Source organism: Streptomyces sp. NPDC056580 (assembly GCF_042793175.1).
Lineage (GTDB): Bacteria > Actinomycetota > Actinomycetes > Streptomycetales > Streptomycetaceae > Streptomyces.
Genome location: NZ_JBHTVE010000001.1, coordinates 771213 through 778926 on the forward strand (window position 1 = coordinate 771213; position 7714 = coordinate 778926).

At 68.7% G+C, this 7714-nt stretch carries 7 protein-coding genes and 1 rRNA gene; all 8 read right to left on the minus strand.

Annotated features, from left to right (window positions below):
- Positions 1-84: 84 nt before the first annotated feature.
- Positions 85-819 carry a MerR family transcriptional regulator gene (locus ACFQ9Z_RS03685; RefSeq protein ID WP_383010240.1) on the minus strand — a complete coding sequence of 245 codons (735 nt, stop codon included), beginning with the start codon at positions 817-819 and terminating at the stop codon, positions 85-87.
- A 37-nt stretch (positions 820-856) separates the two neighbouring features.
- Positions 857-1687: an FHA domain-containing protein gene (locus ACFQ9Z_RS03690; protein WP_383010242.1), complete on the minus strand. Its 831-nt coding sequence runs from the start codon at positions 1685-1687 to the stop codon at positions 857-859.
- Positions 1688-1877: 190 nt separating this feature from the next.
- Positions 1878-2735, minus strand: coding sequence for a DUF881 domain-containing protein (locus ACFQ9Z_RS03695; RefSeq protein WP_383010244.1), 858 nt, complete (start codon positions 2733-2735; stop codon positions 1878-1880).
- Positions 2736-2739: 4 nt separating this feature from the next.
- On the minus strand, positions 2740-3072 hold the full coding sequence (locus ACFQ9Z_RS03700; RefSeq protein ID WP_006134295.1) for a small basic family protein: 333 nt from the start codon (positions 3070-3072) through the stop codon (positions 2740-2742).
- Entirely contained in the window at positions 3069-3989 is a 921-nt protein-coding gene (locus ACFQ9Z_RS03705; protein ID WP_383010247.1) for a DUF881 domain-containing protein, read from the minus strand. Before ACFQ9Z_RS03705 ends, ACFQ9Z_RS03700 begins: the two co-directional genes overlap by 4 nt.
- Positions 3990-4110: 121 nt before the next feature.
- Positions 4111-6606 carry a sugar phosphate nucleotidyltransferase gene (locus tag ACFQ9Z_RS03710; RefSeq protein WP_383010249.1) on the minus strand — a complete coding sequence of 832 codons (2496 nt, stop codon included), beginning with the start codon at positions 6604-6606 and terminating at the stop codon, positions 4111-4113.
- 113 nt (positions 6607-6719) lie between these two features.
- Positions 6720-7328: a CDP-alcohol phosphatidyltransferase family protein gene (locus tag ACFQ9Z_RS03715; protein WP_383010251.1), complete on the minus strand. Its 609-nt coding sequence runs from the start codon at positions 7326-7328 to the stop codon at positions 6720-6722.
- Between the two features lie 110 nt (positions 7329-7438).
- A 5S ribosomal RNA gene (gene rrf / locus ACFQ9Z_RS03720) occupies positions 7439-7555 on the minus strand.
- Between the last annotated feature and the right edge of the window lie 159 nt (positions 7556-7714).

Consider the following 7714-nt stretch of genomic DNA (forward strand, 5'->3'; position numbering starts at 1 on the left):
CAGCAACCCTAGGCCGTGCTCGGGACCTTTGGGTAGTCGGGCCGGGAACAGGTGCCCGATCCGGCCGCCCGCGCGTCCCGCCGTTCAGGGCATACGGACGCCGAGGGCGGTCTGCACCAGCGCCGCGTGCAGCCGCATGGTGAGCGCCGCCAGCTCCTTGGCACGGGCCTCGGCGTGGGCCCTGGTCTGCGGATTCCGGTGGCGCTTCAGCGGCGCCACCACCTGGTCCACCAGGCCCGCCTCCCGGTCGGCTGCGGCCTTCATCACCCGCAGGTGGCGCGGCTCGATCCCGAACCGGCCCAGCTCGGCGACGAGCGAGGCGACGGTGACGGCCGTCGCGTCGTACACCCCGTCCTCCAGGGGCGCGATGAGCCCGTACGACTGCCACTCCGCGAGGTCGTCCTCGCCGATGTCCGCCGCCGCCAGCAGTTCCGCCCGTCCGACCCGGGCCACGGTGGGCCGCTCGGACGGCTCCGGCGGTTCCTCCCCGGTGCGCTGGCGCCCCACCAGGGGCAGCGCCGCGGCCTCACCGCGCGCCATGGCGTCGAGGTGCTCGCGGATCACCTTGAGGGGCAGGTAGTGGTCCCGCTGCATCCTCAGCACGTGCCCGAGGCGGTCCACGTCCCCGGGACTGAACTTGCGGTACCCCGAAGGAGTCCGCTGCGGCTCGATGAGCCCCTCCGACTCCAGGAAACGGATCTTGGAGATGGTGACTTCGGGGAACTCGTCACGCAGCAGGTTCAGCACCGTGCCGATGCTCATCAGCCCGTCCGTGGCGGCGGCACCGCTTCGGGTGCCGCCGCTCGGTGTGTGAAGCATGGACCTTCCCTGGGTTCCCCCGGACGGAGTCCAGGGGTCAGATGCCCTGCCGGCTCGCGTAGAAGACCAGCCGGTACTTGCCGATCTGCACCTCGTCGCCGTTCGACAGAGGCACCTGGTCGATCCGCTCGCGGTTGACGTACGTGCCGTTCAGGCTGCCCACGTCGGCCACCGTGAACGCGCCGTCCGGGGAGCGCCGGAACTCCACGTGCCGGCGGGAGACCGTGACGTCGTCCAGGAAGATGTCGCTCTGCGGGTGCCGGCCGGCCGTGGTCAGGTCGCTGTCCAGCAGGAAGCGACTGCCCGAGTTCGGTCCCCGGCGCACCACCAGCAGCGCCGAGCCCAGCGGCAGCGCGTCGACCGCGGCCTGCGCCTCGGGCGAGAGCATCGGCACCTGCGTCTGCCCGGTCACCTCGGCGTCGTAGGCCTCGATGCCCGAGATGGAGATCGTGGACGTGGTCTCCGAGGCACGCTCCGGCGCCAGACCGGGCCGCAGCGGCGCCCCGCAGTTGGAGCAGAAGCGGGCGTTCTCCGCATTGCGGTTGCCGCACCTCGTACACACCAGGACGGACATGGACGGATCCTCCTGCCGCGGCTGCCCCGCGGGGGCGTTCGACGCATAGGGGTCGGAGGCAAACCCTCCACCCGCACTTGAGGTTGAGGGTTGCCCGAAACCTATGCCGCCGGACTGGGCAGGGTCAACAGACGCCGCGCCCTGGCCTCCGGAAATGTCACCGCCCGGACCAGCGACCTGGTCACGGAACAGCGGGCGCTGGCCCTCTGCGTCAGGCTGTGCGCGATGGCGAGCGGTCGCGTTGTCGCTGCCCTCTCGCGCGCTCTTGCCGAACAACTTCGCAAACAACTTCACGGGCGATTCCCCTTGACCGAAACAGACCCGCCCGTGGGGCAGGACGAACCCTGATTGCCTACACCGGTCGACCCGGACATCATCACAACGTCCGTATCCACCGCACAGTTTCCACCACGCGCCACTTCTTCGGTGCGCCGACCCCCCGCAACCTCATGCCCCTGCCGGACGCCCCCCATGCGCCGCCGGTTCACCGGGAGGACGACCGAGCGTAGTCAGGCTGCTTCACCTGCCGCAAGGCGTCCACGACGATCTTGTCCGACCGTTCGACGGTCACCGTGGCCTGCTCCTTCTCCAGTGTCTGCACCACGCCTCCGGGAATGTTCAGAGCGGGTTCCAGATCCTGTGACTTGCCGATGACCTTGAAACGATATGGTGCGTTGATCTTGTTCCCGTCGACGCTCACGGTCTTGCCGGAGTCGGTGAAGTAGGTGCTCGCGACCACGCGCACGCCGTTGACCTGGATCGCCTCCGCGCCGGCCGCGCGCAGCTCCTGGATCGCGTCGAGCAGCATGTCCGCCTTGACCGTCCCCTTCGTGTCCTCGACCGTCATGGTGATGCCGGGACCCTGCGCCGCCACGGTGCCCGCCAGGATGCCGAGTTGCTTCTCCTTCTCGGCCGTCTGCCTGCGCGCCTCCGCGGCCTGGTCGGAGCTGCTCTGCAGCTCCTGGCGCTGTTTCTCGAGTCCCTGCTTCTCGTCCTCAAGACGCTGAGTACGGTCGTCCAGTTCATCGAGGATGCGAACGAGATCTTCCTGACGTGCCCCGCGCAGCGCGCTGTCGCTGTCGCTGTTCGACGCCACCTGCACGGCCAGCCCGAATCCGAGGCCGAACAGCAGGACCGCGACGATGAGTTGGGCGCGGGTGACGCGCGGCGGCCACACCCCGTCGATGAGCCGCTGCCGGCCGGTGAGCGGCGGTCCGGCGCCCTCGGCGGGCGTCCACCCCGACTCGACGGGGCTCCGTTCCGGCGGGGCGGCCGGAGCCGGCACCTCGTCGGGCAGTTCCTTGCGCAGCCTGTTCTCCGGCCGCTCGTCCTGGTTGTTCATCGCCTCAAGCCCGGAAGACGTGCCGTCGGATCGCCGCGGCGTTGGAGAAGATGCGGATGCCGAGGACGACCACGACACCGGTGGACAACTGTGCCCCGACGCCCAGCTTGTCGCCCAGGAAGACGATCAGCGCGGCCACGACCACGTTGGACAGGAAGGACACCACGAAGACCTTGTCGTCGAAGATGCCGTCGAGCATGGCCCGCAGACCGCCGAACACGGCGTCCAGCGCCGCCACGACGGCGATCGGCAGGTAAGGCTCGACGACCGCCGGAACCTCCGGCCGGACCAACAGGCCGGCCACGACTCCCACGATGAGGCCCAGTACGGCGATCACGATGTGCCCTTCTCAGTCTTCTCGTCGTTCGGCTGTGCTGTGCGTACGATCACACTCGGTGCGGAGGGCAGGCTGACGTCCCCTTCGGTGGAGATGGTGGCGCGGATGCCGAAGTTCTCCTCCAGGGCGTGCAGATACAGCCCGTCCGCGCTGTCCTGGAACCTGGTGCTCAGCCGCTGCCCGTCCCCCACCGCCAGCACCGTGTACGGCGGCACCAGCGGCCTGTTGTCGACCAGTATCGCGTCACCCGCGGCCCGGATCGCGGAGAGGGCCGTCAGCCGCTGCCCGTTGATGGAGACCGCCTCGGCCCCGGAGGCCCACAGCCCGTTCACCACCCGCTGCATGTCCCGGTCGCGCACCCGGCCGGTGTCGGAGAAGCCTGAGGTCTCGCGCGGGTTGGAGCCGTCGCCGCCGGCGCTGGCCTCCTTGGCGTCGTTCACCACGAGCTTGACGCCGGGGCCGTGCACCGCGGTCGCGCCCGACAGCACCCCCACGAGGTCCGCCTCGGATCCGCCGCCACTGTGGCGCAGCGCCGCCCGCCGGCGCGCGTCCACGTCGTCGCGCAGCTTGTCCACGTCGCTCTCGAGCCGGTCCGCGTCCGCGGTCTCCCGGTCTATGCGGTCGATCAGCTCCTGGCGCTCCTTGGCCACCACGGGCGCCGCGATCCGTGCCTGCGCCGCTCCCACGGTGACCACGAGCGCCGCGAGGACCAGACCGGCCGCCAGGCCGAGCTTCGCCCTGAGCGTCTTCGGCAGCCCGCCGGTCTCACCCTGCGCCGCCCGCCGGGCGGCGGCCTCCGCGTAGCCGTCGTCGAGGCTGTGGTCCATGACGTTGGTGATCAACGACATGGACGCGTCCGGGCGCGACGACCGCCGGGGGCTGCTCCGAACGGGGGATTGCTGCGGCATGCCGCACATCGTCGCATGTCGCGAGCCGTACCTCCGAACGGCCCCATGCGCGTGCCGGACAGGCCCCGTCGGTCGGGCCTGTCCGGCACGCGCGTGTGCGGCGGTTTCCGCCGCCCGGGTCCCGCCGGTCCTACCGCCCGGCGCTGTCCACCACGGCCGACCACTCGTCCAGCAGGGCCTGCGCGGAGGCGTCGTCCGGTCCCTCCGCCCACAGGTGGGTGACGGCCTCGGCCGGGTCGGGCAGCACCATCACCCAGCGCCCGTCGGCCTCCACGACCCGCACGCCGTCGGTCGTGTCGACGGAACGGTCCCCGGCCGCCTCCACGACCCGCCGCATGACGAGCCCCTTGACGGCCCACGGAGTCGCCAGGTCCCGCTTGAGCACGTGGGCCCGCGGGATCCGCGCGTCGATCTGGCTCAGCGTGAGCTGCGTACGGGCCACCAGCCCGATCAGCCGCACGAAGGCCGCCGTGCCGTCGTACACGCTGCTGAACTCGGGGACGATGAACCCGCCCTTGCCGTCACCGCCGAAGATGGTGCCCTCTTCGCGCCCCACGCGCGTGAGGTCGTCGGGGGACGTGGTGGTCCACTCGACCTGGGTGCCGTGGTAGGCCGCCACCTGCTCGGCGATCCTGGTCGTGGTCACCGGCAGCGCCACCCGGCCGCTGCGCCGCTCGGCCGCCACCAGGTCCAGCATCACGAGCAGCGCCCGGTCGTCCTCGATGATCCGGCCCTTCTCGTCCACCAGCGACAGCCGCTCGCCGACCGGGTCGAAGCGCACGCCGAAGGCGGCCCCGGAGGACGCCACGATCTCGCCGAGGCGGACCAGGCCCTTGCGCCGCATCTCCTCGGTCTCCGTGGGCCGGGTCTCGTCGAGACCCGGGTTGATCGTCAGCGAGTCCACACCGAGCTTGCCGAGGAGGCTCGGCAGCACGAGACCGGCGCTGCCGTTGGACGCGTCCACGACGACCTTGAGGCCCGATTCCGCTATCCCGGTGATGTCGACGTTCCGGAGCAACGACCCGGTGTACGAGTCGAAGACGCTGGCCGGGAAGTACAGGTCGCCGATCTCGCCCGGGAAGGCCCGGCGGTACTCCTGCCGCGCGAACACGCGGTCCAGCTTGCGCTGGCCGCCCTGCGACAGGTCCGCGCCCTGCCCGTCGAAGAACATGATGTCGACGGAGTCCGGCACGCCCGGCGAGGTCCGGATCATGATGCCGCCGGCGCTGCCGCGCGCCGTCTGCTGCCGGGCCACGGGCAGCGGCACGTTCTCCAGGTCCCGGACGTCGATGGCGCTGGCCTGCAGCGCGGAGATCACCGCACGCTTGAGCGCACGCGCGCCACGGGAGTGGTCACGGGCCGTGGTGACGGTGGAGCCCTTCTTCAACGTGGTCGCGTAGGCACCGGCGATCCGTACGGCCAGCTCCGGCGTGATCTCCACGTTGAGGATGCCCGAGACGCCACGGGCGCCGAAGAGGTTGGCCTGTCCCCTGGACTCCCAGATCACCGAGGTGTTGACGAAGGCGCCGGCCTCGATGGTCTTGAACGGGTAGACCCGCACATTGCCCTGGACGATCGATTCCTCACCGATCAGGCACTCGTCGCCGATGACGGCGCCGTCCTCGATCCGGGCGGCCCGCATGATGTCGGTGTTCTTGCCGACGACACAGCCGCGCAGATTGCTGTGCTGGCCGACGTACACGTTGTCGTGCACAACGGCACGGTGCAGGAAGGCACCGCTCTTGACGACGACGTTGGACCCGACGACGGTGTGCTCGCGGATCTCCGCGCCGGCCTCCACCTTGGCGTAGTCGCCGATGTAGAGGGGACCGCGCAGCACCGCGTCGGGATGCACCTCGGCCCCTTCGGCCACCCACACGCCCGGGGAGATCTCGAAGCCGTCGATGTCGACGTTGACCTTGCCCTCGAGAACGTCGGCCTGCGCCTTGACGTAGCTCTCGTGAGTGCCGACGTCCTCCCAGTAGCCCTCGGCGACATAGCCGTAGATCGGCTTGCCTTCCTTCATCAACTGCGGGAAGACGTCACCGGACCAGTCGACGGACACATCGGCCTCGACGTAGTCGAAGACCTCGGGCTCCATGACGTAGATGCCCGTGTTCACCGTGTCGGAGAAGACCTGACCCCAGGTCGGCTTCTCAAGGAAACGCTCGACCTTGCCTTCCTCGTCGACGATCGTGATGCCGAACTCCAAGGGATTGGGCACCCGGGTCAGACAAACGGTGACCAGTGCGCCCTTCTCCTTGTGGAAATTGATCAGGTCCGTGAGGTCGAAGTCCGTCAGGGCATCACCGGAGATGACGAGGAAGGCGTCGTCCTTCAGCGCCTCTTCCGCGTTCTTGACGCTTCCGGCGGTACCGAGCGGCTTCTCCTCGTTGGCATATGTGAGCTCCATTCCGAGCTCGTCGCCGTCGCCGAAGTAGTTCTTGACGAGCGATGCCAGGAACTGCACGGTGACGACGGTCTCGTTCAGCCCATGCCTTTTGAGCAGCCTCAGCACGTGCTCCATGATCGGGCGGTTCACCACGGGCAGGAGCGGCTTGGGCATGCTAGAGGTCATAGGGCGAAGGCGCGTGCCTTCGCCACCGGCCATCACGACGGCCTTCATGTCGGAAGCGTCCTCCTAAAGAGACGACGGTCTAGCCGACTTCACCCGTCAAGATTGTCCCGCAGAATCGCACGGCGGGCCAACGGACCACTTTGTCCGGACAATGAGCGAGCTCAATCGGCCGTGGCGTCCGCGCGGACGAGGCGGCGGACTTGTACCACGTAGAGCACTCCTGCCCACCAATAGAGGGTTGTACCCCAACCTGCGAAAGCCCATCCGAAAACTGCGGCCAGTGACGCGATCCATCCGTTTCCGTCACTGAGCAGCAGGAGGGGGAAGGCGTACATAAGGTTGAAGGTGGCGGCCTTCCCCAGGAAGTTCACCTGGGGCGGCGGATAGCCGTGGCGCCGGAGGATGCCGACCATCACCAGGAGGACGAGCTCTCGCGCGAGGAGGAGGGCCGTCAGCCACAGGGGCAGGATCTCGCGCCAGGTGAGGCCCAGCAGCGTCGAGAGGACGTACAGGCGGTCGGCCGCGGGGTCGAGCAGCCGGCCGAGGCTGCTGATCTGGTTCCAGCGCCTGGCGAGCTTGCCGTCGAGATAGTCGCTGATCCCGCTCAGTGCCAGCACGAGAAGGGCCCAGCCGTCGCTCTTGGGGCCACCGAACTCCGGCCTGAGGATGAGCCACAGGAAGAGCGGCACGCCGGCGAGCCGGGCCATGCTGAGGATGTTGGGGATGGTGAGGACCCGGTCCGTCTGGACACGGGTCTCCTGGACCTCCACCCGGGGGCCTCCTGTGCTGTAAGGAGCGAAACGATGCTCCACGACCCTACCCCAACGCAAAAAAAGCTCCGGCCCCTGGGCGGTGCCCAAGAGCCGGAGCTGTAAAAGGAGTTCGGCGGCGTCCTACTCTCCCACAGGGTCCCCCCTGCAGTACCATCGGCGCTGTGAGGCTTAGCTTCCGGGTTCGGAATGTAACCGGGCGTTTCCCTCACGCTATGACCACCGAAACACTATGAAACTGACAAGCCAGACCATGTGTGGCACATGGGGCTGTTCGTGGTTTCAGAACCAACACAGTGGACGCGAGCAACTGAGGACAAGCCCTCGGCCTATTAGTACCGGTCACCTCCACCAGTTACCTGGCTTCCAGATCCGGCCTATCAACC